At 43.1% G+C, this 26,965-nt stretch carries 24 protein-coding genes, 1 other RNA gene and 1 pseudogene; 12 read left to right on the forward strand and 14 right to left on the reverse strand.

Translation table 11 applies throughout. The annotated features are described in order from the left end of the window. Nucleotides 1–46 precede the first annotated feature (46 nt). Together IJ22_RS19710 and IJ22_RS19715 are read left to right on the forward strand one after the other, a co-directional pair. On the forward strand, nt 47–808 hold the full coding sequence (locus IJ22_RS19710) for an ABC transporter ATP-binding protein (RefSeq protein ID WP_062411076.1): 762 nt from the start codon (nt 47–49) through the stop codon (nt 806–808). After that, entirely contained in the window at nt 798–2,732 is a 1,935-nt protein-coding gene (locus IJ22_RS19715; RefSeq protein ID WP_062410035.1) for an ABC transporter permease, read from the forward strand. The genes IJ22_RS19710 and IJ22_RS19715 overlap by 11 nt, the downstream gene beginning before the upstream one ends. Nucleotides 2,733–2,793: 61 nt before the next feature. On the opposite strand, the gene IJ22_RS19720 is transcribed toward IJ22_RS19715, so the two are convergent. From IJ22_RS19720 to IJ22_RS19745, 6 genes are all read right to left on the reverse strand, one after another. Then, on the reverse strand, nt 2,794–3,342 hold the full coding sequence (locus tag IJ22_RS19720) for a cupin domain-containing protein (protein ID WP_054819939.1): 549 nt from the start codon (nt 3,340–3,342) through the stop codon (nt 2,794–2,796). A 247-nt stretch (nt 3,343–3,589) separates the two neighbouring features. Then, the gene (locus tag IJ22_RS19725; RefSeq protein WP_062410036.1) at nt 3,590–4,462 is read right to left on the reverse strand and encodes an AraC family transcriptional regulator; all 873 of its coding nucleotides are present in this window, start codon (nt 4,460–4,462) and stop codon (nt 3,590–3,592) included. 358 nt (nt 4,463–4,820) lie between these two features. After that, nucleotides 4,821–6,545 (reverse strand): L-lactate permease, encoded by a 1,725-nt coding sequence (locus tag IJ22_RS19730; RefSeq protein WP_062410037.1) that lies wholly within the window; start codon nt 6,543–6,545, stop codon nt 4,821–4,823. Between the two features lie 264 nt (nt 6,546–6,809). After that, nucleotides 6,810–8,045, reverse strand: a complete 1,236-nt coding sequence (locus tag IJ22_RS19735; protein WP_062410038.1) for an MFS transporter — start codon at nt 8,043–8,045, stop codon at nt 6,810–6,812. 383 nt (nt 8,046–8,428) lie between these two features. Further along, nucleotides 8,429–9,169, reverse strand: a complete 741-nt coding sequence (locus IJ22_RS19740) for a LytR/AlgR family response regulator transcription factor (protein WP_062410039.1) — start codon at nt 9,167–9,169, stop codon at nt 8,429–8,431. Between the two features lies 1 nt (nt 9,170). After that, nucleotides 9,171–10,862 (reverse strand): LytS/YhcK type 5TM receptor domain-containing protein, encoded by a 1,692-nt coding sequence (locus IJ22_RS19745; RefSeq protein ID WP_062410040.1) that lies wholly within the window; start codon nt 10,860–10,862, stop codon nt 9,171–9,173. A gap of 255 nt (nt 10,863–11,117) precedes the next feature. Between IJ22_RS19745 and IJ22_RS19750 the strand changes: the two genes are divergently transcribed. From IJ22_RS19750 to IJ22_RS19765, 4 genes and pseudogenes are all read left to right on the forward strand, one after another. Further along, nucleotides 11,118–12,437 carry an MFS transporter gene (locus tag IJ22_RS19750; RefSeq protein WP_062410041.1) on the forward strand — a complete coding sequence of 440 codons (1,320 nt, stop codon included), beginning with the start codon at nt 11,118–11,120 and terminating at the stop codon, nt 12,435–12,437. Nucleotides 12,438–12,709: 272 nt separating this feature from the next. Continuing rightward, on the forward strand, nt 12,710–12,964 hold the full coding sequence (locus IJ22_RS19755) for an AbrB/MazE/SpoVT family DNA-binding domain-containing protein (protein ID WP_235594368.1): 255 nt from the start codon (nt 12,710–12,712) through the stop codon (nt 12,962–12,964). Further along, entirely contained in the window at nt 12,961–13,368 is a 408-nt protein-coding gene (locus tag IJ22_RS19760; RefSeq protein WP_062410042.1) for a type II toxin-antitoxin system death-on-curing family toxin, read from the forward strand. The genes IJ22_RS19755 and IJ22_RS19760 overlap by 4 nt, the downstream gene beginning before the upstream one ends. An 80-nt stretch (nt 13,369–13,448) precedes the next feature. Next, a pseudogene (locus IJ22_RS19765) lies at nt 13,449–13,813 on the forward strand (transposase); the annotation flags it as partial. A 41-nt stretch (nt 13,814–13,854) separates the two neighbouring features. Here IJ22_RS19765 and IJ22_RS19770 read toward each other — a convergent pair. The 3 genes from IJ22_RS19770 to IJ22_RS19780 all read right to left on the reverse strand — a co-directional run bounded on the left by IJ22_RS19770 (nt 13,855) and on the right by IJ22_RS19780 (nt 15,058). Continuing rightward, the gene (locus tag IJ22_RS19770) at nt 13,855–14,283 is read right to left on the reverse strand and encodes an antirestriction protein ArdA (protein ID WP_256380604.1); all 429 of its coding nucleotides are present in this window, start codon (nt 14,281–14,283) and stop codon (nt 13,855–13,857) included. 87 nt (nt 14,284–14,370) lie between these two features. Then, nucleotides 14,371–14,526 carry a hypothetical protein gene (locus tag IJ22_RS26390; protein WP_160327399.1) on the reverse strand — a complete coding sequence of 52 codons (156 nt, stop codon included), beginning with the start codon at nt 14,524–14,526 and terminating at the stop codon, nt 14,371–14,373. 166 nt (nt 14,527–14,692) lie between these two features. Continuing rightward, the gene (locus IJ22_RS19780; RefSeq protein ID WP_062410046.1) at nt 14,693–15,058 is read right to left on the reverse strand and encodes a helix-turn-helix domain-containing protein; all 366 of its coding nucleotides are present in this window, start codon (nt 15,056–15,058) and stop codon (nt 14,693–14,695) included. A gap of 151 nt (nt 15,059–15,209) precedes the next feature. On the opposite strand from IJ22_RS19780, the gene IJ22_RS19785 reads away from it, so the two are divergent. From IJ22_RS19785 to IJ22_RS25845, 6 genes are all read left to right on the forward strand, one after another. Continuing rightward, the gene (locus IJ22_RS19785) at nt 15,210–15,689 is read left to right on the forward strand and encodes a flagellin (protein ID WP_062410047.1); all 480 of its coding nucleotides are present in this window, start codon (nt 15,210–15,212) and stop codon (nt 15,687–15,689) included. 98 nt (nt 15,690–15,787) lie between these two features. Next, nucleotides 15,788–16,543 carry a flagellin gene (locus IJ22_RS19790; RefSeq protein WP_062410048.1) on the forward strand — a complete coding sequence of 252 codons (756 nt, stop codon included), beginning with the start codon at nt 15,788–15,790 and terminating at the stop codon, nt 16,541–16,543. 21 nt (nt 16,544–16,564) lie between these two features. Continuing rightward, entirely contained in the window at nt 16,565–16,756 is a 192-nt protein-coding gene (locus IJ22_RS19795) for a hypothetical protein (RefSeq protein ID WP_062410049.1), read from the forward strand. A gap of 24 nt (nt 16,757–16,780) precedes the next feature. After that, nucleotides 16,781–17,479 (forward strand): ankyrin repeat domain-containing protein, encoded by a 699-nt coding sequence (locus IJ22_RS19800; protein ID WP_062410050.1) that lies wholly within the window; start codon nt 16,781–16,783, stop codon nt 17,477–17,479. A gap of 41 nt (nt 17,480–17,520) precedes the next feature. After that, complete coding sequence (locus IJ22_RS19805) at nt 17,521–19,023, forward strand: LCP family glycopolymer transferase (RefSeq protein WP_062410051.1); 1,503 nt, start codon at nt 17,521–17,523, stop codon at nt 19,021–19,023. A 374-nt stretch (nt 19,024–19,397) separates the two neighbouring features. Continuing rightward, complete coding sequence (locus IJ22_RS25845) at nt 19,398–19,571, forward strand: cold-inducible protein YdjO-related protein (RefSeq protein WP_235594177.1); 174 nt, start codon at nt 19,398–19,400, stop codon at nt 19,569–19,571. 674 nt (nt 19,572–20,245) lie between these two features. On the opposite strand, the gene IJ22_RS19810 is transcribed toward IJ22_RS25845, so the two are convergent. From IJ22_RS19810 to rnr, 5 genes are all read right to left on the reverse strand, one after another. Then, a complete protein-coding gene (locus IJ22_RS19810) occupies nt 20,246–21,262 on the reverse strand; it encodes a hypothetical protein (protein ID WP_062410052.1) in 1,017 nt (338 codons plus the stop codon). 70 nt (nt 21,263–21,332) lie between these two features. Beyond that, a complete protein-coding gene (locus tag IJ22_RS19815; RefSeq protein WP_062410053.1) occupies nt 21,333–23,027 on the reverse strand; it encodes an AIPR family protein in 1,695 nt (564 codons plus the stop codon). A gap of 94 nt (nt 23,028–23,121) precedes the next feature. Further along, nucleotides 23,122–23,485, reverse strand: a transfer-messenger RNA (tmRNA) gene (gene ssrA, locus IJ22_RS19820). Between the two features lie 201 nt (nt 23,486–23,686). Beyond that, nucleotides 23,687–24,166, reverse strand: a complete 480-nt coding sequence (gene smpB / locus IJ22_RS19825; protein ID WP_054819995.1) for an SsrA-binding protein SmpB — start codon at nt 24,164–24,166, stop codon at nt 23,687–23,689. An 86-nt stretch (nt 24,167–24,252) separates the two neighbouring features. Beyond that, nucleotides 24,253–26,658, reverse strand: a complete 2,406-nt coding sequence (rnr, locus tag IJ22_RS19830; protein ID WP_062410054.1) for a ribonuclease R — start codon at nt 26,656–26,658, stop codon at nt 24,253–24,255. Nucleotides 26,659–26,965: the final 307 nt, after the last annotated feature.

Raw genomic sequence — 26,965 nt, forward strand, 5'->3', positions numbered from 1 at the left:
ATACAGAAAAGACCCTTATGATAAAAATATCAAGGAGGAACGCGATATGTATATTTTAGAAGCAACTAAAATTCACAAAAGCTATGGCAATAAATTCAATAAACAAGAAGTGTTAAAGGGATTGGACATTCGTGTGCAAAAAGGAGAATTCGTCAGCATTATGGGAGCATCCGGCTCAGGAAAAACGACATTGCTCAATGTTCTTTCCTCCATTGATCAAGTTAGTCAAGGAACAATAAAAATTGAAGGAAAAGACATTGTAGGCATGAAAGGAAAACAACTGGCTGAATTCCGGAAAAAGCATTTAGGTTTTATTTTTCAAGAATACCATTTACTCGATACACTGACAGTGAAAGAAAACATCCTGCTGCCTTTATCGATTACAAAAACAGCAAAAAAAGATGCCGAGCACAAATTTAAAGTGCTGGCAACCGAACTGGGCATTTATGAGATCAAAGACAAATATCCGAATGAAATTTCCGGCGGCCAAAAACAGCGGACTTCAGCAGCCCGAGCATTTATTCATGAGCCGAGCATTATTTTCGCCGACGAACCAACAGGTGCACTTGATTCCAAATCCGCATCTGATCTGTTAAACAAACTGCAAGAATTAAATCAAAAACGAAAAGCTACCATTCTTATGGTCACCCACGATCCGGTCGCAGCAAGCTTCTCAAGCAGAGTCATTTTTATTAAAGACGGGCAGATGTATACACTATTAAATAAAGGTGAAGAATCAAGACAAACGTTCTTTCAAGATATTATGAAAACCCAAGGTGTATTGGGCGGGGTGCAGCATGAGCATTAAACAATTTATATTTCGTAATCTGAAAAAAAATCTAAAAAATTACTATCTTTATGTCTTTGCCTTAATTTTTACCGTTGCCCTTTATTTTGCCTTTGTCACATTGCAATATGACCCGTCAATGGAGGCAACAAAAGGCTCGATTAAAGGTGCCGCTGCCATTCGAACAGCATCCGTATTACTTGTTGCCATTGTGACCATCTTTCTCTTATATGCCAATAACATCTTCATTAAACGGCGCAGCAAAGAAATTGGCTTATTTCAATTATTCGGCATGACAAAAGGCAAAATATTCTCCATTCTTACTGCCGAAAACTTTATCCTTTATTTCTGTTCCTTATTCATTGGAATCTTTATCGGATTTGCCAGCTCCAAATTATTGATCATGGTTTTGTTTAAAATTACAGCTGTGGATGCCATTGCAGCACTTACCTTTTCATCACAAGCCTTTATACAAACAGTGATTGTTTTTATTGTGATCTATATCTGTATCATGCTCATGAATTATGTATTTATTAAAAAGCAGAACATTTTATCTTTATTTAGAGTTACTTCAACAACAGAAGTGAAAAAAATATCCCTGCTTGAAATGATGATCGGGATTTTCGGTATTCTATTCATCATTTCAGGCTATTATCTTTCGTCTAAATTATTTGATGGCGACTTTACATCTACGAAAGAGCTTTTCCTTGCCATGATCTTTATCCTAGGGTCTGTCATTATCGGCACATACTTATTTTATAAAGGGACGGTTAGTTTTATTTTTTATCTCATTAGAAAAAAGAAGGATGGTTATTTAAATATTCATGAGGTATTATCTTTGTCATCCATTATGTTTCGTATGAAGTCCAATGCCTTGTTATTAACCATCATTACAACCATATCTGCCCTGGCCATTGGTTTGTTATCTTTAAGTTATATTTCATACTATTCGGCTGAAAAATCTGCTGAACATAATGTCGCTGCCGATTTTTCGTTGACGAATACCGAAGATGCAGAGCAATTTAAAGAAGAATTAGATGCAAATCACATTCAATACAGCGAAAAAGTGATAGATGTCATCCAAATAAATGCCAATGTAGGGCAAATATTGGATGTAAATGTAGATGGATTAAACGTTGATCCAAATGTAATGACACTTCCGGTAATCAGTGATCAAGACGTTGAAACCATCGATCTGTCTCCAGATGAAACTCTTTTTACCGGTTATTATGATTTGCTGCAAAAATTTATGCCACTGAAAAGTTCCGGTCAAATCGAATTCAAAGGACAGCATGAAGTCATACCGCAGAAATATTTAGGTTTAAAGAAGGAATACCTCATTTCATATTATTTCACAAGTGGCGGCCTGCCTGTTGCCATTGTGGACGAATCCATATTTCAGCGATTATTGAAGGATCTCGACCCGGCGATTCAAAAAAAATCATCCATTTATATTGGCATTAATATTCAAGATGAAACAAAGATTGAAGAAGCGAATGAAATTTATCAAAAAATGACTTTTAATGGTAATCATGATTCACAGCTTGCCATGAGCAATCATCAGAAACAAACAATGGGGATTATCATGTTTACCGTTGGCTTTTTAGGCTTAACTTTCCTCATTACATCCGGTTGTATCCTTTATTTTAAACAAATGGATGAGAGCGAAAACGAAAAATCCAATTATACCATACTAAGAAAGCTTGGCTTCACACAGGGGGACTTGATCAAAGGAATTCAAGTAAAGCAAATCTTTAATTTCGGAATTCCTTTAGTCATGGGGCTGCTTCATAGCTATTTTGCAGTCCAATCGGGATGGTTTTTATTTGGCACAGAGGTTTGGACACCGATGATTATGGTTATGGTACTATATACCGCATTATATTCAATTTTTGGAGTACTGTCCGTCCTCTATTACAAAAAGGTCATTAAACAAGCACTTTAGTATAGTAGATAATAAGCTCCGGGCCAAAAGGCACTGGAGCTTTTTCTTCACCAAATCAGAATTAGTAATGGCTTTCTTCAGCAGCCATGGCCACTGCTTTGGTTTCATGAACTGTTCCAAAAGGATGGTGAGGCGGCGCGTAGATCGAGTAAAGCTTAAGCGGCCTGTTACCTATGTTCGTTACATTGTGCCATGTTCCAGCGGGAATCATGATCGCATAGCCATCGTAGACTCTTTCTTGAAAGTTCAATTCTTCTTTGCTTTTGCCCATCTGGACAAGACCCTGGCCTTCTTCAATTCGCAGAAATTGATCGACTGTCGGATGAATTTCTAAACCGATATCTTCCCCGACATTGAGACTCATCAAGGTAACTTGCAAATGCTTTCCTGTCCATAAAGCCGTACGGAAGGTGGTGTTTTGCTTAGCAGCCTCTTCAATATTAACGACAAACGGCTTAGTTCCATAATCTTTTAATTTAACGTTTCTATAGTACGGATTCCTGTGATTATTCCAATGATTATTACTCGAATTGTAGTAAGGATATCCGTTATAACTCCAGTAATACACTGGATTATACCATTGACCGTATGAATTGTGATACACGCTCATTCTCCTCTCATAATCCATTACTCTTTTTATCCTATGCTGTTGCCCATTTATAGGTAACTCATGTGCAAAAAGTGAGCTCAAGATCCTGTATCCGCACGAAGATTAGACCGAAAGCCATTTTGGGGCTAAATTTCGCCGTTAATTGGCCCAATAAAAAATCGGCGAACAATGACGATTAAGATTCGTCACCATCGCCGAAATGAGGGCTCTGCTCATGAAATAGCTATATATAGGGTCTTGCCCTTAATTATTTTTTCAATACCGGTATCCATATTTCGCTTTTAAAAGTAGGTGAAGTGATATCCTTACTCTCATTCCACAAAATTTCCGGTCCCTTTGCCAGCTCATAGCTTGCAGAAGGAAACCATTCGGAATAGATGCGTCCCCAGACATTCTGTAATGTATCGGGAAACGGTCCGACAGCTTCGAATACAGCCCAAGTTGAGGCGGGAACCTCCAGCTGAGCCAGGTGATCCGGACACTCCTTGGTTGTAGCCACGCCAATATAATGGTCAAGCTCCCCTTTTTCCTCCATCCGGCCCTCGGAAAAATTCGTGGATGCTTGTAACAGCCCCAAAGGCTCAACATTCGAAAGCTTCTTAAGCTGATCGATGGCTTCCTCATTTAAACTTTTAAACATCGATGTAATCTCCGGATTCACTCCGTTAAATATGATGGGAACCCTTTTCATGATGCCTACTATACGAAATGGTTCTTTCTCTACGATACGATAGTTCATGGCACTTCCTCCTTGAATGGATAATTGAAAGGTCATGCGCGGATAGGCTTTTAATAATGAGCCCTGATGTTTGGCCGCGGAAGGCGGAATACCATGCAAGCCCTGAAAGGCCCGGGTAAAAGCATCTGCCGAGTTGTACCCGTATTTTACCGCCGCATCAATCACTTTGATGTCACTGGTTTGAAGCTCGAATGCTGCAAGCGTAAGGCGTCTTCGGCGGATGTATTCCGACAGCGTTATGCCCGCAAGAAATGAAAACATTCTTGAAAAGTGGTATTCCGAGCAATAAGCCAGCCCTGCCGCTTCCTTTAGGTCTATTTCGCCAGTAAGGTTTTCTTCGATGTAGTTTAAGGCTCTATTCAAGTTTGCAAGCAAATCCATTCATATGACCTCCCTTTATGAACAGCATAACAGAAGCCGGATGAACCTATCCGATAATTCATGCACGGTTATGCAGGGTTTTCTCTTCAAAATGCTGTCAATAAACGATATATTTATCTAGCCGATGGGCTAAAAGAAACCCTCGTGCTCGGGTATTATCTGTAATTATCTTAGACCCAATTCTTCTTGTGCAAGCTAACGAAGGTAAAATGGGAGTACCCTGGCTTCCTCAGTCGGTTTCTCCGTTGTTTTAATGACTCCAGATGACGCAGGACCGAAGGAGGGTTAATATAAAAAAATCCGTATCAATTATGATACGGATCCGTAACGATTATAATAAGTTTTTTTCTTAACTGTCCTAATAGGAAGGAATCATCCATGGGAACACGTAGGCTTGCAGCATGACCAAAATCCCCATTAATGCGGCCAAAGCGATACTATGGAAAAAGACCGCCCGGAAAATAGGTCCTACAGCATTTGCCCCTTCCGTTCGATTTTCATAGCAAGCTGCAGTTGCCACGACAATGCTTTGGGCATCAATCATTTTCCCCATAACTCCGCCCGTTGAGTTAGATGCAGCAATAAGAACAGGATCAAGCCCTAGTTGTTTCGCGGTTATGGTCTGCATACTTCCGAATAATGCATTGGAAGAAGTATCGCTCCCCGTCAGAAATACTCCGAGCCATCCGATCATGGCTGCAAAGAATGGGTAAAAAACACCTGTTTTGGTAAAGGCTAACCCAAGAATCGCATCTAAACCTGAATATCGCGTCGTATAACCTAAACCTAATACCAATGCGATTGTAATTAAAGGCGTTTTCATCCGTTGCGCCGTCCTTACGACCGATTGTTTCCATTGGTCTTTGCTCAAGCGGAGGAAGAGGCCGCTGAGTACTGCCGCAAAGAACACCCCTGTTCCTGCTGCAGAAAGCCAGTTAAAGTTATAAATGGCGGCTTCAGGAACGGTTTCCGTTACAAGCGGCGGGCCGCGGAATACCAGTTTATCCAAAAAGGGCACCGGGATGGCATATAAGGATTTAATTCCAAAAAGATGGATTGAGTTTAATAAATTTTTCCATTGCGGAAGTCCCCACAAGAACACGAAAAGCGTAAGAATCGCCCAAGGAGCCCAAGCCTTTGCTACTTGTCCGGATGTATACAAAGATGTTTGCTTTTCTAACGATTGGATTTCTTCCTCTTCTCCAGGAAGATAAAATTTGTTTTTCGGCTGCCATACTTTAAGAAGCAGCACTAAGGCGATCAATGAGATAATCCCAGCAATGATATCGACCAGCATGGGACCGACATAGTTTGAAACGGCAAATTGGGTGATGGCGAAGCTGGCACCCGTTACCACAATGGCCGGCCAAATCTCCCAAACCTGTTTCCACTTCCCCTTATGCATGAAAACCATGGTAGCAATCAGCCAAAACGGGACAAGAATCGAGAAAAATGGAAGCTGTCGCCCAGCCATCGCAGATAAGGCCATTTCAGGCAGCCCGGTGACATTGGCCAGAGTAATGATGGGGGTACCCAAAGCTCCATAAGCGACGGGTGCCGTGTTAGCGATTAGACACAGGACAGCTGCCACCAAAGGGCGAAATCCAAGCCCGGCCATCAGGGCCCCTGCAATGGCTACGGGAGTGCCGAACCCTGCCGCTCCTTCAATAAATGCCCCGAAGGAGAATGCAATGAGGAGTGTTTGAATACGTCTGTCCGAAGAAAGTTGAACTACAGAAGATTTGACAATGTCGAATTGGCCGCCCACTAATGTAATCGTATACAAAAACATTGCCGCGACAACAATCCAGCCAATTGGCATCAATCCAAAGAACGATCCATAGCCAAAAGCGGCTATAGCGGATGACACCGGCATATCTACCAGCCAAATCGCCATGAAAACGGTTACAATTGCTGCTATCAAAGCTGCCTTGGGTGCTGAAATTCCATAATGCTTTTTGCCTAATTTATCTTTATGGGGATGCAGGGCCAACAGATACAATAAAGTTAAAATGGGTACGGCTGCTAGCAGAGTAGATAAAAAGGCATTACCTATCGGATCATAGTGCTGATGAAATTCCAAGAAATATCCCCTCCTAATTATTATAGTTTACATATATGAGACATCTTTTTTGTTTAGCACATGCAAAACCGTCAGAATATTAATTCTATTCATAGGGTCTCAAGTTACCCTTTGCTTTTAAATGAACATTAAAATAAGCCGTCCAATGACGGCTTAAGATTGGCTATGTTCCTTTGTTGTCTTCTTGCACGTTTTTTTGCAGGAGGATTATATCTAGTCATTCTAATGGTTTTACCGCAAAACATCTGATCCATTTACTTTGGGTCACTGCTCTGACTCTTGTGGGTGATCCAGTTGTTTCATTGCCGGAATGAACAGACAAAGCACCGCAAGCCCGATCATCATGATACCTGTTAGCATAAACCACCGATTCACACCGATCTGATCTGCAAAAACACCCGAAATGACCAAGCCAAGGGGCATGGCCAGAGCCATCACGCTCCCAAACAATCCAAACACTCTCCCCAAATATTCCGGCTTAATCTTTTCCTGGAATAATGCGATCTGCACACCATTATAAAATGGCCCGGAAAAACCCATCATGGCGCAGCATGCCATAAAAGCGATGAACCCGCTGGTGGGCAATAATCCTGCAATGGATAAGGCAGCCCCCATAACAAATATGGAGGTGATGATCGTAAGAACCCGCTTTTTGAAGCCTCCCCATGCGCCAAGCAGCAAACCGCCTACCAGCATGCCTACAGCAAAAATAATTTCCGCGGCGGATGCATGTTTGATCGTTCCCCCGAAATAATCCATTGTCATTAGAGGAAATAACGCATTGATAGGCATAAAAGCAAAAATGTATATCCCGCCAACCCAAAGAAGAGCCACCAAGCCTTTATGATGTTTCAACGCATCATATCCTGCTTTCAGTTCTTCTGCAAATCCGCTTTGTGCAGCGGACTCCTTGGCTTCCGGCTTCGGAATTGTAATCATCGCGACCGCAATGCAAGCGATCATCGCACCTAAAACATCGAGCAAAATAACAGCATTCAGATCCCACATCGAGTATAAAAACGCTGCTGCCGCCGGACTTATAATATAGCTGGCCGATTGCAAGGACTGACTGTATCCAGCGCATTTGGCCAATTGTTCCTCCGGTACGATCAAAGGCGTTGTCGCATTGAGTGCAGTGGAATGAAAAGCCGTACCTATACTGCGAATAAACAGTACCATCATGATCACCCAGACAGGCAGTTCCATATAGAAAGCAACGACGGCCAAAGCCGCAGCTGCCGCCGCAATGATCATATCAGCCACAATCATAACTTTTTTGCGACTCCAACGGTCGACCAAAACACCAATCATGGGTCCCCCAAGCGCTTGAGGTAAAAATCCAACCAGCGTTGCCATGGAGAGCACCATGGCCGAGCCCGTTTTTTCGGTCAGATACCAAATCATCGCCATTTGAAGAATAGCACTGGTAATCAGTGATACAGCTTGCCCCGTCCATATGGTGAAAAAACGACGTTTCCAGTTTGCTTTTTGATGATTCATATTTTATTTCTCCTCGCATTTTTATTGGTTGTTTATTGATTTTTAGGCAATAAAAATGCAGGCCTTAAGTCCACATGTACGGGCTTCGGTCTGCATACCAATGAAAAGGCATAGAGAAATAAAAGGCATAAGCTGATTAAAGCCGATCCTTCACCTATCCATGTTTGATCCCATTCATTAAAATAAGCACGACAAAAAAGCCCATAAAATATGGAAAAATCTGCTTTTTTATTGCCGTCTTATCTTAAGCGAACGGAATGCATGGATAAGCTAACCTCCCTTATAAAAATCGCTATTATCCTAACATGAGATATGGTTATTTGTCAATTCGCTATCCGTGGTCAGCTTGGGAGCGGGTTGTCTTCGCCGCAGCCGCAAACAAGTTAGAGCTTCATAATACTTTTAAATTCTTTTATTTTTCCTCTGCTTACTGGAACCTTTGTGCTGTTGGCGTCATTCATCTTTACTAAATACGTACTGTTAAACCAGGGAATGATTTCCGTTATGAATTTTAGGTTGATCATATAATTTCGGTGAGATCGAAAAAAATAACCCGTTTCATATAAAACCAATTCCAATTCATTGAGAGACATTTCGCACTTTTCTATGGAATCTTTAGTGGAAATGTATAATTCTTTGTCTTTGACAAACGCAAAAGTGATTTCACTTACTTGAATCGGTTTTATGATGTTGTTTTTCCGTATACAGATATGACCTTCGAGCACTGGCGGCGCTTTTTCCAATTTAATTTTTGTCTTGGCTTGAAGAGATTTCACTTTTTTGATGGCATCGTCCAATCTGGATTCCGATATAGGTTTTGTCAGATAAGCAATAGCGGGCGTATTAAAAGCTTCTAACGCATGTTCATAAAAAGCGGTTGAAAAAATAATGAACGGAGGATGAGTCATTTGATTTAACCTCTTGGCGAAATCCAAGCCATTCAACTCCGGCATTTGGATATCCAGAAAAAGCAGATCAGGCTCGTCGCTAATCACTTTGGAAAGGGCTTCAACGGGATTGTGATGGATCGAGACAATTTGAATATCGATATATTTTTGAAGCAGGAATGCCAACTCGGAACAAATAGCGGGTTCATCATCCACAATGATGGTTTTGATAAACAAGTTAGATCACATCCTCTTTTAGTCCGGTCATTGGAATTTCAAATGTTACGATCGTACCGGCTCCCGGTTCACTTTTAATATGAAGACCATACTCTTTCCCGTATATCGACTGTAATCTGCGGTGAATATTAGAAAAACCTATTCCCTTTGTTTGGTGATTTAAAATTTCCGCCAACCTGTTCTCGTGAATTCCGATTCCATTATCTTCGACACGGATTTGTACATGATTTCCTTTTTTACAAACGTTAATCGATAACAAGCAGTTATTCATTTTTGGAAATAAACCATGATGAATCGAGTTTTCAATAATAGGCTGCAATGTAAGAACCGGCAATTGGATATTCAATAAGGATTCGTCGATTTCCATAATCACCTGTAACCGGTTTGCGAATCTGACCTTTTCAATCTCTAAATACGATTTTATACCATCCAACTCTTCTTTCAAACTGTTAAAATTGTTCTTATTATTCAGATTTCTCCTGAAAATGTCGCTCAAGTTGCCCAGCAGATTTCTTGCAAGCTCGGGATTGGTTCTGCAGTAAGACATGATGGTGCTTAACGTGTTGAAAAGAAAATGCGGTTTAATTTGTGCCTGCAGCGCATTTAATTCCGCTTGCTGCCGCATTTTCGTTTGTTCTTCTATCTCCGCAAGTTCAATTTGTACCGAAAGCAGCTTGGCTAGTCCGTCAACAAGATTGAGGTAGGTTTGGGTTCCTTTAAATGAATTTTTATAGTAAATCTGCAAGGTTCCAACCGGTTTGCTGTTACGAACCAATTTTGCGCCTACGGCTGATTTGAAGGGGAAGCTACGATGGAAATGTGCCAGTTCTTTATCCAGAGAAAGGAGCCTTATATCATTTTGTTTGAGGACAGCTTCTGTGACCTGTGAATAAATTGCCTTTCCATCAAGACCACTGTCGTTTCTAACCCCTGCTATGCTTAATGTTTTATCACAATCCGTGATGACGACAGCATCCACATTGGCAATTTCATGAATGATCTCCGCTGTTTGCTTCGCGGACGTTTCATTGAGACCTGTTCTAAGATGGGGGAGGGTACGACTAGCGATACTAAGCGCAAGATTGGCCGCCATAGCCCCGGATTGATCCTGTAAAAGTTTAATGCTCCTAAAAATCCGGGTGAAAATCATCACTCCCAAGATCGTTATAATGGTCGTAGGTACAGCTATTTTCAATTCCAATGCCAGCGCTGCTGTAAATGGTTTGGCTATGAGCAGCACTAGGATCTTTTGAATCATTTCTGCTGTAAGCCCTAACATAACGATGTTCTGCCATTTCATTTTTAACATATCGTATTTGATGCCTGTTACCCCTCCCAATAAACCGCAAAATACGGTAGAAATGGCACAGGCCTCGGCGGTAAATCCACCGATCGTATATCTATGGATGCCTCCTATGATGCCGGAAATGACCCCAACCACAGGCCCTCCTACAAGCCCTCCTACGACAGCACCGACAATCCTCGTGTTGGCCAATGCATCATCGATCAGAACTCCATGTTCTGTTCCAAGAATGGATAAAAAACCGAATATGGCTGAAAGGATGACCGTTCGCTTCCAATCATCTCTCGCATAAATCAAGAGTCTAAAATAATTCAATTGACCAATGAATAGAGAGATGAGAGCCACTATGACTACATTCTCAAAGAGCCTTAGCAGGATGTTTAATTCCATTGGTCCTCCCCCTTCTTGCATTTCAGAATAAATAGACGGCAAATCAGCTGCTATTTTTGAATACTTGGAAACAATTAATGGATTAAATTATTAACGAAAGATACTATTTTGTAGTATAAAGAACACTTCTAATAACTTCAACTGGTAGGTGTAAGCGTTACACATATCGATTATTGATGCAAGCGAAGGCTCAAATAATAATCAACATTTGCACCTGTCGAAGAAACCGGTTACTTTTTGAAGGAGGAATGAATCATGTCTCAACCCGCTGGGGCGGCAAGGAAGGGAAGTATTGCAGGCAACATTTTTAAAGGTTCGGTTGGAAATCTGATCGAATGGTACGACTGGTACGTTTATGCTGCATTCTCAGTTTATTTTTCATCACAGTTCTTTCCTACGGGAGACCCGACAAGCCAGCTCCTCAACACAGCGGCGATCTTTGCCGTAGGCTTCTTAATGCGCCCGATCGGAAGCCTGTTGCTGGGCCGATACGCCGACCGTCATGGCCGCCGTGCTGCGCTGACGCTTTCCATCTCTGTCATGGCCGCCGGTTCCCTGATTATTGCCTGTACCCCTAGCTACAGCTCCATTGGCATCATGGCTCCCATTATTTTGGTTCTCGCCCGTTTACTTCAAGGGTTGTCGTTAGGCGGAGAGTATGGAACCTCGGCAACGTACTTGTCCGAGATGGCCAGCAGAGGCCGGCGCGGCTTCTACTCCAGCTTCCAATACGTCACACTGATTGGAGGCCAGTTGGTGGCGCTGGGCGTCCAAATCGTCCTCCAGCAACTACTCAACGAAGCCGAAATGCATGCCTGGGGCTGGCGTATTCCTTTCATCATTGGAGCGCTGGGAGCGCTGGCTGTCTTGTGGCTGCGCCGTTCGATGGACGAGTCAGAGCAGTTTTCCAAAATGGGTTCCGAAAGCAAAGCAAAAGCCGGGACCATACGAGCCTTGATGAAGCATCCTAAAGCGGTACTGACCGTGGTCGGATTAACACTCGGCGGAACCGTCGCCTTCTATACTTATACAACGTATTTACAAAAGTTCATGGTGAATTCGGTAGGCCTCCCCAAGGAGGTTGTCAGCTGGATCAACTTTATTGCCCTGCTGGTATTCGTCGTACTTCAGCCGCTCGCCGGCATGCTGTCCGACCGGATCGGACGGCGTCCGCTGTTGCTTTGTTTCGGTATCCTCGGTACTTTGCTGACAGCGCCACTGTTCTTTATCATGGAGAACATGAAGAATCCTATCGGTGCTTTCTTGCTCATGTTGGCGGGTCTCATCATTGTTACCGGGTACACTTCGATCAATGCCATCGTAAAAGCCGAGCTTTTCCCGACAGAAGTTCGCGCTCTTGGTGTAGGTTTCCCGTACGGACTTACCGTCGCGATATTCGGCGGGACCGCGGAATTCATCGCTTTGTGGTTCAAGAGCATTGGCATGGAGCCGCTCTTCTACTTTTATGTGGCTGCCTGCATTGCAGTGAGTTTCTTCGTCTACTGGCGTATGGACGAGTCTTCCAAATCGTCCCACATCGAAGCCGAGCTTGACCGCAAATATAGCGTATCTTAAGTAACTGATTTGGAAGAATTGACTTTCAATGGCAGCTAAAAAAGGCCTGCCACCTACTATAAACTGTGACCCACAAGAAGGAACTTTGCAAAAAGTGACCCTTTGTGGGTCATTTGTGTTTTAAGTAAGGATGGGGGCCAAGTCAAAAATGGGGAAGTAGAACCGGGTGCTTTTTAAGTCCAATCATTACTTAACGTTGAATTTCGAAACAACAAATATATAATTGTTATAACAGTTGAATATGATGATAAGGAGGGATTTCATTGAATAGGATGATTGGGATGGAACGAAAAGTGACAAAGTTCGGCAACAGCTTAGGCATAACCATGACTGATGCTCTAAAACAAATTGGACTGGATCAAGGAGATACGGTCAGTATCGATGTAAACCAGGCCACTGGAGAAATCATAATTAAGAAGTCAACCAAAGTATCGTTACCCGAGGGAATCAGTGAAGATTTTATGAGATCCCTGGCAGATGTTATAGAGGAATACGATCAAACCTTACGAGGTCTAAAAGATAGATGACGCATTATCGTTTCTTATCCGTCCAAGAAGTTATAGCTATTAATCTCGCTATGATTCAACGCTATAGTCCAGGTGAGCAAGTAGGAGTAAAAGAACCTGGGTTACTCGAATCCGCAGTTCTTCGGCCACAATCTTCTGCTTTTGGAAACGATGCTTACCCTAGCATTTTTGAAAAGGCGGCCGCTTTGTTTGAATCGCTCGGACAAAACCATCCATTTCACAATACAAATAAACGCACTGCTTTTACTACACTCGCCATTTTTTTACGCTACAACGGGCTGTACTTTAAGATGGATCCCAAAAAAGCCGAAGATCTCACGGTAGATATGGAAAACCATAAGTATGAATTTCAAGATTTGGCTTCTATTATTCAGGCACATTGCGTCACCATAACCGAATCGTAAGAAGATGGTGCTAGACTCAATATTGGACACGGAGAACCGAGAGTGCGAAAATAAAAGCATTCATAATCAAGGTGTCCGACATGACGAAAAAGTACGACAAAGAATTCAAACTACAAACCGTACGACTGATTCAAGAAGAAGGGAAGTCGGCGGCGCAGGTAGCCCGCGAAATGGGCTTGCATGAGAATACGCTTTACAGATGGATCGCCGAGTTTAAACAAGACGGCAGTCAAGCATTTCCCGGTAGTGGGCAACTGAAGCCGGAAGACAAGGCCATGCGTGATCTTCAGAAGCGGATTCGTGATCTGGAAGAGGAAAACGAAATCTTAAAAAAGGCGATGCACTACTTCGCAAAAGACCGGCGCTGATCTACAAATTCATCCTCGATCACCGCTTCAAGCTCCGTATCGCGAAGATGTGCGCCGTATTTGGAATCTCCCGAAGCTGCAGGCACAATCTAATGTTTATGAATCTTGGATCAATCGCTTACAATAACGGCTGGACAGCAACACGAACCTCCGGCTGAAAGTACCAGCCTGCATCTTCTAAATCTCGTACCACCTTGTGGTAGTCGATAAACCGCCAGAGAGCAACCGGAACTCGGCCATAATATCCCGACCGCATCAAGACATCCGCAACATCATAAAGGCTTTCTACGTCATAACACACATTGTATTGCCCACTATTCAGTATGCGAATCACTTGATCCGCGTTGTTCGTGCAACCGCAAAGAGCGAAAACAAGCCGGTGATCGTATTCAGCCATGATTGCGGCGATCTCATTGACCGCAAATACATCGTCCTTCTTCTCGATAATGAATGGAGCTTCAAAATCCCGAATCTCCCAAACTCCATCCCCGTCCGCAATTTTCTCCAAAGCCTGCTTTAGATCATCCTCGCTCATCGGCAGAGACAGCCAACGGCCAACCGTTTATGCTTCGCCAGTCACATAAATCTGAATCTTCATGACCAATCGCCTCCATATCATTTTTCAGACCACACGTTACAATACCGCTTGCACGTTACGGCCAATGCCTTTGGACGCTATCAATTTGCATTCGCCTACCGCACCTACAACCACACTCACAATATACAATTCGCCATATGCATCCCCCTCGCCATCGGGGAATCCTCTCACCTTCCATGTACTCGCTGTCATGCACCATGCCTGCAAAACAAAAAAGGACTGCCGTCCGCTGAATAACAGCAGAAAGCAGTCCATATGCAACCGGGTGCGGCATGAAACGGCAGGCCACCTCCTTGTTAAAAAAGCAGGGTGGTGCCTCCGGAAAATGTATGTAGTTTTTGCCTATATTGGGCCGCTATTATTTCTTGTTTTCAGTCTGATCTACCGTTTTCACGAAATCATTTGCAACGCGATGAATGAACTTCACTTCTTCAATGTTCCTGCCAACAAGCAAAGCCCGGATCGATTCAATTACCATCCGTTTTTCGATAACCTCGTTGTCCGTTGTTGCGTGGGTGAAGTTAAATATCTCTGCCGGAACAACATCTAATGCACCGATTATCTTCTCAAGTGTTTCGACAGAGATATTCCGCTCTCCACGCTCAATGTCGCTGATGTAGCTGTATTGAAAACTCCATTCGTTGGTCAAAGCCTCTTGCGTCATTCCTTTTTCTTTCCTGATATTGCGAATTTGTTCGCCAAAGAGCTTTATTAACTCAGACAACCGTATCACCTCTATTTACTAGAGTAGAGATGCAACTCATTAACGATTATCGTATTAAAACATAAAAAATGAATTAGAATTTACCGATAAAGTTAATGTGTTTGTTTTATATGTAAATGTTGGCATTTGTGTTTTTGGAAAAGAGGGTTTTATGAGGATTGCACATAACATTGCCGCACTCAACTCCATTAACAAGTTACAACGAACTAATAAGAATGCCTCATCTGCAATAGAAAAGTTGTCCTCTGGACTTCGAATCAATAAAGCCGCTGACGATGCCGCCGGAATGGCTATTACGGAAAAGATGAGGGCACAAATCAGAGGGCTGTCACAGGCACAAAGAAACATACAAGATGGCATATCTTTGGTTCAGGTGGCTGATGCAGGATTAGGTCAGATTCAAAATCCCTCATTGCAAAGAATGAGGGAACTTGTCATACAAGCGGCAAATGGTACGTTAACGGCGGAAGATCGTCAAGCCATTCAAAAAGAAATCGATCAAATTAAGCAGGGGATAAACGATATTGCCAATAACACAACGTTTAATGGCATTCACCTTTTGAATGTGCCGGATACTGAAACAAAAGTAACCCCGGTTTATGATTCATCCCCAACCTTTATTGAAGATTAACCCAAACGGCAGAAAGCATTACAATCTTCGAGGTTACGAATGGTCAACTAAATGAAGTTACCTTTTCAATAGCTGATCTGGCTAGAACGAGTCCAACGATGGGTGTTACGTGGAGCCCGCCAAATGATGCAACGAAGGTATATTACTTTAATGTTCACGGGCCTTCCGGTATATCATCAATCAGGGAGTTTAATTCTAATTCTCCAAGCAATGGTTCGTCAATAACGAACACAATAGCCGCCGTAAGATTAAACGGCGTAAAAGGATATGACCAGACCCAAGTTTGGGCCAATTATTTAACAAATAGTAATCCTAATGGTCTGGTGTATCCCGAAGAAAATGTTTTAGGTGATGATTTATCGGATTATACAGGATACGATCCTGACATTGCTTTAACATCATTCGGAGTAATGTTTAAGGCGAGAAAGCAAATCGGGGAAATCGTCGAAAGTTCTCCTACAAATAATGTAATTCTTCAGGTAGGCCCAAACAGTGGCGATACTTTCCCGATTAAACTTTCTGATGCACGTACATCAGCACTTGGCATTGAGGATATTGCTGTCGATCCGCCAGAAAAAGCGGTTGAAGCCATTGGAAAGCTTGATGCCGCCATAAACAAGGTATCGTCAGAACGCTCCAAATTTGGTTCCTATCAAAACGCCTTGGAGCACATCTACAATAATGTTTCAAACTATGAAGTGAATCTGACAGAGGCAGAATCTCGAATTGCTGATGCAGACATCGCAAAAGAAATCATGCAGATGACAAAAGAGCAGATACTATCTCAATCAACGCAGGCTATGCTTACACACGCAGTTCAAGCTCCAGAGGCGGTATTGTCGTTGCTAAAATAATTCCAAAAGAAGGTGTACTTTATGGCAACCTTAGCTTTACTCTTAAAAATTATCGGTGCTGTTTCGGAAGTTTCCGGCATTGTACATATCATTGCTTCGATTAGAAAGAAGAAGAGAACACAAGTTGGAATGGGCTTCATCATTTTGGTTGTCGGCGTAATTTTGCTTGTGATCGCGACTAACATCGAAGACAAGTTACGCGCTGGATACTAATAAACATTGAAAGGAAAGCGACCAGTGAGGCTGTTTATAAAGATCATGTTGTCCTTGCTCGCGTGTTGTATTGCCGCCGTAATGATCGTCAAGATCATACCGAAGGAACGGTTATTGTTATCCGCAGTCAACGACCAAGACATGAACATGGTGGACTGGATGTTGAAACTTGGGGTCGATCCGAATGTACATACCGATTCTGCGTACACACCCCTGAATCTTGCTGTTAGAAACGGCGACATAAACATGATGAGAAAACTTCTGGCCCATGGTGCCAGTCCGAATGAGCAGGCGAACTACGGAAGCGGGGAGAAGATACTCGTTGGCAATCTATCCCTCGCCGTTAATTACGTTGATGATCCGGTGCCAGTCATTCAATTATTGATTGAAGCGGGTATAAATGTTGCTGATGACCCTTATGCACTGAAAGATGCAATCGAGAGAGGAAAAAGAAAAGCAGTTGAGTTATTGATTCGGCACGGAGCCGATGTTAACGGCGGTCTTCAGTTCGCGATCATGTATGACAAACTCGACATTGTCAGATTGATGCTGGAGAGCGGTGCAGACCCAAACCAAGGAGTTATGCTGGCTAAAATGACGTATAACCAAGAGGCATTGCTCATGCTTGAAGAAGCTGGAGCAACAGTAACATCTCCGCCGCGAGAACAAACACATCCAGAGGACTATACAACCGTTAACGGTGCCAAGATTCGGCTTCATTAATGAGAAAAGTTACCTCAAAGATTACGGCCAAGGAGTTAGACATGAACTGCAGAAATTGCGGACATACACTGCAAGATAATCAAAATTTTTGCGGTCAATGCGGAAAGCCGATAGATTCGGAGAATGGATATCATCAACCGCAGATCGTTACCGCTACCGATATAAGCATATCCGAAGAGGAATTGTCTTTGTTTGTCGGAAAGAAAGCCGATTTATACTTGCAAAAATGGAGACACAATAGCCGTTGGAACTGGCCTGCCTTTCTATTTGATGCTTACTGGCTGATGTACCGAAAGATGTACCTTTACTGCGTCTTATATCTCATCATTTGGTTTGTTTGGAGCAACGTAATTGTTGCCTCGGTGTTCAGTGAATGGAACCCAGTAGAGAGCCCCGGCCTTCTCCCATTGGTGCTGTTTCTCTGTTGCATCCCCAAACCGGTGCTAGGCATCTTTGCAAACAAGCTGTATCTGCATCAAGCAAAAAGAAAAATAACCGCCATTGTCCAAGACCAGAATAAGCAAGAGTCACGGGAAACAGAGATTACAGCGGTAGGCGGAACGAATTTGGTATTACCTCTCACCGTGTTGACAATACCTTATTTACTGGCATTGCTTGCAGGGTTGCTTTTCTTTTCAAAAACCGTTCTTATGTTCAATGATGCACTTGAGAAGGCAAATGTAACGACCAATAAGACGGTGACAAATGAAAACGAAGCACCAGCAATTCAGCCAATTGCTCCGGAAAAGCGGGAGAACTCCGACCGGATTAACATTTTGTTATTGGGCGGCGATTCACGGAATAGCGAGATTCAATCTTCGGACAGCATCATGATCGTTTCTATCGACCCTGCAACGAAAAAAGTGAAATTGCTCTCCATTCTCCGTGATACTTATGTAAAGATTCCGGGTTATGGTGAAGATCGTATCAGCAAGGCAATTACAATGGGCGGTTCCAGTTTGGCAATGCGAACAGTCGAAGAATGGGCGGGTATCCCAATCCAATATTATGTGTACATGAATTTACCGGGCTTCATCAATTTGACTGATGTAATCGGTGGCGTTGACATAGAAGTAGAGAAAGATATGAACTATGTTGATTCCAATGACGATCCAACGTCAATGTATCAAATCCATTTGAAAAAGGGCTACCAGCACTTGGACGGAATAAAAGCATTGCAGTACGTTCGATTCCGCCATGATGCCTTGAGCGATTTCGCCCGTACGGAACGGCAACGAAAGTTTGTGAAGGCAGTCGCCAAAGAGTTGCTGACTACAACGACGGTTATGGAGCTTCCGAAACTAATAGAAGCTATCGAACCATTCATCGAAACGAACCTCAATGTCGATGATATGATAAAGCTGGGCAAACTTGGCTTTGATATAGACACGGAAAGCATTGACAGCATTCAATTGCCCCCGATGGAACTCATACGGGAAAAATCAGTAAACGGAAAAGCCGTACTTTATGTTGAAGAACCTGAGCAGATAAAGTCATACGTAGAAAGTATACTGAGCGATGATTCCAGGACTCAGAGCGATTGATAACAGTAGAGCAATATTGTTGCAATGCGTTGGGTATCGGCATCAAAACTATCTATGTCAACAGAATCGGTATGCGGCGGAGGGGGCGAACCTCTCCGCTTTATTAATGATGACCGAAAGGCTGGATTTGGTCTCGGATTATCTTACATATTACCTTCTTTGCTTCGTGCTTTATTGTTTAAGGGCTGTTTGCTATTGGCGAGTTTCATAAGGAACGTGTGGAATGCCAAAACAAAAGGACGGATAAAAATACTTTCCATCTTGCTATCAATGGTCTAACTCACAAACCGATTTAAATCGAATTAGGCTTCTTATGTGGAGGTTCGTTACAATTCATCAATGTTGGCGGATGGAGGCTTAGTCACCGCCGTAGGATGCTGTTGCCGTGTGCTAGCGAAATTGTTTTCGCATGGATATGTACCAGCGATAAATGCAACGCATGGCAACGTATCAAAACCTTTGAGGAATCGGAATTGCCATCGAAAGAATGCCCGTTGTGCAAAGCACCGATGAAAAAAGGAAGCAAAGAAGTAATCGTGACTGCTTGATCCACCGTTTCTATGAGGAATAGGGCAATTCACAACCGAAGCACTTCAATAATCGTGCTAATTATTATGAACATCAGCTAGCATGAGATCAAATCCGATTTTCCCGGAACTATAGCCAAAATCATTGATTTCATTAACAAATCTAAGCCACGATAAGAGTTGAACGAAACGAGATCTATCACGCGGATTAGGGGCTCGGCTTTAACGAGATACGCTGTGAAAGTACCACATGGGGATGACTGAAGAAGACAAAAGGATTACCAAGGAAACCGTTACGGAGAGTCTTTCGGGGGCATCAAAACTAATATGTAGTGCGGTACCGCCCCGTACAGTATCAGAAATATTTCGTATTCAGAGTCAGATAAGCCAGGAACCCAATAACCACGCGGTTTTTCCATCCGCATCGAATACTAAAATGCAAAAAAGAGACCTAACACGGTCTCTTTTCTGATGGTATTGGTGGAGACGAACCGTGGCTTGGCAAATCCACAATCCGCCGCCGCGTGATGTATCAAAAAATTCTTTAACGAATTATCAATTCCTTTTTATTATTGCCTACACAAGTATAATACTCTTCCTTCGAGGAAGTCGTCTTAGCTTTAAGATCAACGTCAATCCCCATCTTTTTGAAGTTCTCAATAATAAGTTGTCGCTTCTTTTCCTGTAAAGATTGCCTAAGGGTTTTCATTCGAACTTCCTCCTCCCCTTCGATTATTATTATACTCCAAATTTTTAAGTAATACCATTATTTCATTGTCAATTGAATCAATATTGGTCTCGTCAATATTGTCCTTTTGGACATCTTTATGAAAAGTAATTAGATAAACTTTATTCGATCCCCATAGTTCGAGATGCCTAGCAGTGTACACCCTACCTTGTTTTAATCCAATTGCGGTATGAAAAAACAAAAAATAATTATTCTGTAGCAGTATTGCTCGTAGGATACCCGTCCTTTTATGTTCTTCAAACATTTTGATTTGATCAGCAGTAAGAAAATTGTAAATACTGACTGGTACAACAAATGAATTTCTTAATAAATCTAATGCCAGGCTTACAAATGCATACTGTACAGATGTAATGTCATTTGGCTCACGTACCCTTGATAACCTTATAGCAAAACGCCTTATAAATTTCAACATTGGTGCTACTTGGTTTTTATCCAGAGATTTTTTGGCTTTAACAAATGCGATATACATTGATTTGTTGCAGTAGTAATAAGCCTGATCCATTGCATTTATTTCAAGACCATCTATAGTGTAACCCATATCATAATTAATTTTAATACGCATGTTGCCGTCAATAATCTTTAAATCATATGAGTAGATTTGAACGGACTGAACATATGAATGCTTTTGAACAAAGGTTTTGAAAATAGAATGTAGTTGATCTTGTCGATCATACGTTTCATATTTCTTATTAAGCAAAACCAGCTTATGAATCTCCTCTTTAATAATTGCTTCCTTTTCATCAACAATCTTTTTATGATAGGAATACCAACCTATACAAGTGTAATATATGGATAACACAGTTATAATTATCGGCATCCGATAATCTAGGTATTTGAAATATGTATCGAAGTAGTGTTTGGCTTGATCGGAATAGTTCTTCCAAAGGTCGATTGAAATGATAAGTATCGCTGCCAGAATAATTGGCACCACATATACAAGAATGATTTTAACAAATCTACCCAAAAAACATCACCCAGATTAAATTATAAAATATTTCATAATAAGTCAACATATCGAAATATATGCAAATAATTTACAGCTTCTTCTCTCGCAACTTATCTTTTAACAACTCAATAAGTTTTGGTCCTTTTGCCACTTTATCATTTCCACCAGCTACCTTATACAAGTCATAGACTAAAGCACTTGTAGTCTCTAACAATGTTACAGTTAATGAATCTTTACTCAAATTAGAAAGGGATTTGTTACTGGGATAAACATTTGAACATAATTGAGCGCATGAAGCATATAGAACATAAAATTTAATATCATTTATTTCGGAAGACGTATATCTTCCTGTTTCCTTTAAAAACAACTCAACGGTCCTACCTATATAAGCTAAGATAAAATAGGTATGTAAGTCGTTATTTTTATGGTACAAGTCATTATATGCCGAATCTTCTTCAAGAAGAGTTGATGGTCGAGCACGAGCAAAATCTGGCTTTTGCAGAATTACAGACATTAGACATTGAGCTAAAAATGAAACACTTATTATATCTTTAGGCTTTTTCCCTTCATTTTTATAAAAGTTTTTTCTTCGGTCATAATATAATCCTCTTGGTTTAAGGTAATCCTCTATTTGCCTATGGATTGAGTCAGTAGCTCTTAATGAAGACTTAGGAATAGGAGTTTGACTATTGGTTGCCCGAATAATTTTATCTCTTGCTTCCTCAGTCTCTGGAACAATCACACGAATCAGTATATTCCTTTTCTCTTCTACTCCCTTTCCAATTGTGCTAGTGAAATACTTATAAATTTCACTAGAGGTTTGCAATCCATTAACGACTTCAGGATTATGAATTATTAATTCTTTTCCACCTGGGGCTGAAGCTGCCGAGGCGACTATTGTAACACCATTATTTAACCACCAAAATTCTTCATTTCCCGGATTTTCAAGAGTCTCTTGAATTTCATTATTAACATTCGTTTTCCCCTGATAATCCCTAACATTTGATTCAAAAATATGTTTTATTAAATTACCATTTTCATCAGTTATAAAATTGTAGTAATCCATCAAATTTGCTAATGCGATAAAAACCTGACCCGATGAAGACATGGGATTTTCGGATAGTTTCAATCGATACACGTCATTTGTCCTGGCTTGAACAAGTTTTAGGAGAAGTTCTGCTCCAATAAAGTCGACCTCAACAGTAGCGTCTGAAAGCAGGGATTTAACATCATTCTTTAAGTCTTCAGCTTGCCGCAAAACATTTGGATGGACCTCAATTCCTTTAGATGCGTATATAAAACTAACCTTGAGTTTGGGCTTTTTAGTTATCAGAGAAATATAAGTATCTCTAAACCTTTCGAAAGATTCCAGTACTTTACTGTTATATCTTCCTTCAAACTCGTTTCTATCAAAATCTAATGGAAATAAGCCCCTGCTTAATCTTGATAACTTTAGTAACGGATCCTCGGAAAAAGAATTCGAATTCTTCGATTGGATAATAACAAATTCTATATCGACATTCTTCTTATACTTGCCCTTAATATCTGTTTCGTCCTCTTTAACTAGGTCCCCGTTGACAAACAAATAAATCCCATCTGCCCCGCCATCATGACTTTCTCCGGTAATTCCGGCTTCAATTTCATCATAACTAAGTTCGTAACTCTTCAAAACTTGCGCAATCGAAAAGAACTCGAAGAACTTGTCTAAATTTTGAGTTTCATCAAGGTCATCACGCTCTTGTCTAATTATTTCTTCTAATAAGATCTGGTTGTTTTTTGACATGGCTCTTATATATTCTCCCTTATAACCTAAAAAGCAGTCACCACATATGTGATAACTGCCTCTTAGGTGTTGGTTTTTGTTTTGTGGATTTACAATATGGAGACGAGGGGAGTCGAACCCCTGTCCGAAGATAACGCCACACAAGCTTCTACGGGTGTAGTCACAGTTTTGATGTCACCCTAGAGGCGCCCCGTAACCGGCTCCTCTTCAGGTCAGCCTGATTGTCTTCTTCAGCTAGCCGCAGGCGGAGACTAGACAGCGTATCCCACTAAGGTTGAGCCCCTATCCCGGCACATGGGCGATGCAGAGTAGGAGCACGCTAGCAGGTTATTAAGCTGCTAAAGCGTAAGATTGTTGTTGTTTGCCATTTAATTGGCTTTAGCGTTGATGAAGCGGACGCGTCCCCGCTACCCGCAACCCATGCTCGAACTATCCCCGTCGAATCCAAGAACGTCCCCGCATAGGCAGGCCCTGTAGACGGGCCCGGTAAGGTTATGAAATAAAACTTATCTACCATGACGACATTTCTGCTGGTCTTGCTGATGATGCTGTGCACTTCCCTGGTGCGCTTTTATTATACCACATTCATGAAGCAAAAAGAACCTTCGAACTCATGGAAGCATCGCCATATCCTTGACAGAATGGCGGTGTTTGCCGTATTATCTGGCAATTTTTTGCTTCTCGCGCAGCGCACGCTGGATGTCTCGCTGAGCATCGCGTTTGGCTGCAGTGTCACGTTTATCGTACTGCTTTTTCCCTTTACCGAGTCCGAGCAGCAGTTTGGCAAAACCGTTTCGAACGTAAACCTTCAACGGCACCAGCGTATACCCTTCCTGCTTGGCCAGACCGAACAGCTTGTTGATCTCGGCTTTCTTGAGGAGGAGCTTGCGGGCGCGTGTCGGGTCGCCAGGATTATGACGGTTACCTTGCTCGAACGGACTGATGTGCATGTTATGCACGAATGCTTCGCCGTTGCGGATCGTTGCAAACGCATCGCCGATATTGGCCCGGCCCTGGCGCAGCGATTTGATCTCCGTTCCCGTCAGGACCAAACCGCACTCATAGGTATCTTCAATAAAATAATCATGAGAAGCCTTCTTGTTTTGCGCCAGAACCTTGTTTTCGCTTTTCTTGCTCATATTCTCCGCTGCCGCTCCTTCCTGCATAATTTCCAAACAGAGGGATGGAGTCCATTGTACCAACTCCATCCCGGGAAATCAAGAGGTTACCGCTTAACGGTTTTTTTGCGCTTCTTTTTGGCTGTGCCCGTACCCGAGCCGCTTTTAACCGACTCCAGCGCACGGGTCTTCGCCGCACCCGGGCCTTTGCCCCGCGCGCTGCGGCTGCTGCCGCCAGAGCCTTGTTTACTGCGTCCGGTACGACTGCCGCTGGCGGCCGGCTTTCCGGCTTCCCGGCCCCCGCGGCCCTTCCGCTTGCCGTTCTTGCGGACGTTGTTCAGCACGTCCACCAGACTCACCTTCTGCGGCCGGGGCTTCATATCCACCATTTCAAAGTCGATGGTGTGCTCATCCTTGTTCACCCGCGCCACGCGTACCTTCACTTCATCGCCCAAGCGATAGATTCTCGAGGTCCGCTCTCCGATCAATGCGTGCTGCGCCTCATAATAATGGTAATAATCGTCCGTGAGATCAGACAGACGGATGAGTCCTTCCACCGTATTGTCCAGCTCCACGAACATGCCGAAGCTCGTCACGCTGCTGATGATGCCGTCGAATTCTTCACCGACCTTGTCGAGCATAAATTCGGCTTTCTTCAGCGCTTCGGTCTCCCGCTCCGCATCCACCGCCATTCTCTCCCGCTCCGACGATTGCTTCGCGATATCGTCCATTCGAGAGGCAAGATATTCGTGCCTGGCCGCGCTTAATGTGCCGTTCTCGAGCACTTCGCGAATCACGCGGTGAATGACCAAATCCGGATACCGGCGAATCGGCGAAGTGAAGTGCGTATAGAACTCCGCAGCCAATCCGTAGTGCCCCAAGCTCTGGGAATCATATTTTGCCTGCTTCATGGAACGCAGCATAACGGTACTAATGACCGTTTCTTCCTTAGTCCCTTTAATCTCTTCAAGCAGCGTCTGCAGCGCCCGGGGATGAACCGTATTACCCTTCCCCCGCACCACATATCCGAAGTTCGTAATAAACTCCATAAAATGCTGCAGCTTCTCCCCATCCGGGTCCTCGTGAATCCGGTACAAGAACGGCACCTTCAGCCAGTGAAAATGCTCTGCAACCGTTTCATTTGCCGCCAGCATAAACTCTTCTATGATCATTTCGGCGATGGTCCGGTCCCTTTTGACGATATCCGTCGGCTTTCCGTTCTCATCCACCAAAATTTTAGATTCCTGGAAGTCAAAATCGATGGCGCCCCGCTGCATCCGTTTGGAGCGCAGCTTCATGGCCAGCTCTTCCATTAAGCGGAAATCATCCATCAGATAACCGTATTTCTCCACAAGCTCGGCATCCGGCTCTTCCTCGGTCAACAGCTTGCGTACGTTTGTGTAGGTCATCCGCTCGCTGGTTCTAATCACACTTGTAAAAATATCGTGGCGCACCACATTGGCATTCGCATCAAATTCCATCTCACAGGACATCGTCAGACGATCCACCTGCGGGTTTAGCGAGCATATCCCGTTAGATAAACGGTGCGGCAGCATCGGAATCACCCGATCGACCAAATACACACTGCAGCCGCGGTTGTACGCTTCATGATCCAGTGCGGAGCCTTCTTTTACATAATAGCTGACATCGGCAATGTGAACACCCAATAAATAGTTACCGTTCGGCAGCCGTTCCACATTCACTGCATCGTCCAAATCCTTGGCATCCTCACCGTCGATCGTGACGATCCGTTTGCCTCGCAAATCCCGCCTGCCTTGCCCCTTCAGCTCTTCTTCAGAAATAACAGCCGGAGCTGCTGCAGCCTCCTCCATCACTTCATCGGGAAATGCCTCAGGCAAACCGTGCTTGCGGATAATGGATAAAATATCGACGCCAGGATCATTCTTATGACCCAAAATTTCAATGACTTCGCCTTGTGCAGCCGCGCGGCCTTCAGGGTAAGAGACGATCTTGACGACGACCTTATGGCCGTCCATCGCTCCGCCGAACGCTTCCTTCGGTATAAAGATATCGCGCACGACCCGCTTATCATCGGGAATGACAAAAGCATACTCTTCATGCGCTTGAAAAAGTCCCACGATTTGCGTATTGCCGCGGGTAACGACACGTACGACTTCTCCTTCCATCCTTCCGCCGTGAGAACTTTTGGAGTTGATACGCACGAGTACGATGTCTCCATTCATGGCCGTACCCATATCGTTTGCATGGATATATACATCCGGGTGATCGCGGTCATCCGGAATGAGAAAGCCAAACCCTTTGGCATGCGCTTGAAGTCTGCCCCGCAGCAAGTTCATCCGTTCCGGTACACCATAGCGGTCGTTGCGGGTACGAAGAATCAAGCCCTCATTCTCAAGCTGATTGAGCAGCTTCAGAAATTCTCTGAAATCCTGCGCGCTCTCGAGCGGAAAATGCTGCTCCAACTCGTTATACGTCATCGGTTTATAAGCCGTTTCCTTCATAAAATCAAGTAAATCTTCTTTGGTTATCATGATTCTCACCTGCCTTTTGTGTTCTTAACTTAATCTCTTTGTACAATAAACTATGTCAATTGACAGGTCTCCGTCTGTTTTCTTGTCCCCTCTCCCTCCGGCTTCATTAAAAACAACATCGTAGCCCGTCCGCGCGGCTGAATAGGCCCACTGAGCCGCCTAATCATACCGCCGCTTGACCAATTCAATTTTGTATATGTACAAGCTGTTTCTATAAATAAGCTTCATAGATTATACTCCTAGTATAGCCAAGTGCACTCCAATTCATAGCCCGCCCAAGGAAATGGCAGAAACACCCGGCAACCCG

Source organism: Paenibacillus naphthalenovorans (assembly GCF_001465255.1).
Classification (GTDB): domain Bacteria; phylum Bacillota; class Bacilli; order Paenibacillales; family NBRC-103111; genus Paenibacillus_G; species Paenibacillus_G naphthalenovorans.